This window comes from Paenarthrobacter sp. NPDC089988, from assembly GCF_044748465.1.
Classification (GTDB): domain Bacteria; phylum Actinomycetota; class Actinomycetes; order Actinomycetales; family Micrococcaceae; genus Arthrobacter.
The window spans coordinates 1-1,291 of record NZ_JBIVGD010000051.1 but is presented as its reverse complement, the minus strand read 5'-3'; the positions used below and the strand labels follow the sequence as shown (position 1 = coordinate 1,291).

The 1,291-nt window shown below is 63.4% G+C and carries 1 protein-coding gene; it reads left to right on the top strand.

Going from position 1 to position 1,291, the window contains the following annotated elements; all coding sequences use genetic code 11:
• The first annotated feature begins 750 nt into the window (after positions 1-750).
• Positions 751-1,254: a hypothetical protein gene (locus tag ACIPV6_RS23705; protein WP_400273242.1), complete on the top strand. Its 504-nt coding sequence runs from the start codon at positions 751-753 to the stop codon at positions 1,252-1,254.
• The last annotated feature ends 37 nt before the right edge of the window (positions 1,255-1,291 follow it).

Below are 1,291 nucleotides of genomic sequence, written 5' to 3'. Positions count from 1 at the left end.
GGGTTATAGGACAAAACGTGTGTATGAGTTGGGCCTGCTTCCCAGCGCTGGCGGGCGAATTCCGGGATAGCTAAGCTTTTGGAGCTTAGGGTGGCTGGGGTGCTTGCATATCTGGGAAATGTTTGGTCTGCGGCCAGACGCTGGTGCGGAACGGGAAAACGGCAGCGGGCAAACAGCGTTACCGGTGCCTGGACTGTGGCGCGAGCCGTTCCGGTGAACGTCCGGATGTCAGCCGTCGCGCTGAGCTGGAGGCTTTCCTTGGCTGGCTGTTGGGCAGTACTGGCCAGTCCTCGTTCACCATGTTTGGCACGGCCCGGTCCTTCCGACGGCGCACGGCCTGGTGCTGGAACATCGCCCCGCGCATTCCCGTGGCCGGGGAGGTCCATGACCAGATCCAGGTCGATGGGATCTTTGTCGGGACGTGGTGCTGCCTGATCGCTGTTGCCGGTGATTACGTGCTTGGCTGGCAGTGGTGCGACACCGAGAAAAAGGCGGCGTGGGCGGCGCTGCTGCAACGGTTCCCTGCCCCTCGCGTGGTGATCACTGACGGCGGTTCGGGGATCGCCGCAGCCTTGTCCGAATGCTGGTCAGAAACCGCCGGTCCAACGGTGTCTTGTCCACGTCCAACGCAACGTCCGCACCTACCTGACCAGCCGGCCCCGAACGGATGCGGGCAAAGCATTACTGCGGCTGGGACGGGCGCTGACCAGGATCAAATCCCCCGCCGAAGCCGCAGCGTGGCTGGCAGGCTTGAACGACTGGCATCAGGAACACGGGCATCTGGTCAAGGCCCGCACTTACCGCACCGCTACGGCCATGGCTCCGGGATGGGTCCGGGCCAACCAAACCTGGTGGTACACCCACAACAGACTCCGCAAGGCCTACCGGCTCCTGGAACGACTCGGCCGGGCCGGGACGCTCTTCACCTATCTGCAGGCCGAGTACACCGGGCTGGATATCGCCTCGACGACCAACAGGATCGAAGGAGGCACGAACGCGCAACTGAGGCTGATCCTGAGAGCGCACCGGGGTATGAACGAGGACCACCAAAAACGGGCCATTGAGTGGTACCTCTACCTCCACAGCGAGCAACCCCGCCCGCCGGCCAAGCTCATCGAAACCCAGCACTACCGACCCGCCAAGACAACAACCCACACCCTGCAGGAGCAGGAACCCGGCCCAGATCTCTACAGCACCGGACTCAGCCCCGACGAAGGCCTATGGCACCGCACCGGCTGGGCCGGACGATCATGACGCGCCCGGAATTTACACACGTTTTGTCCTATAACCC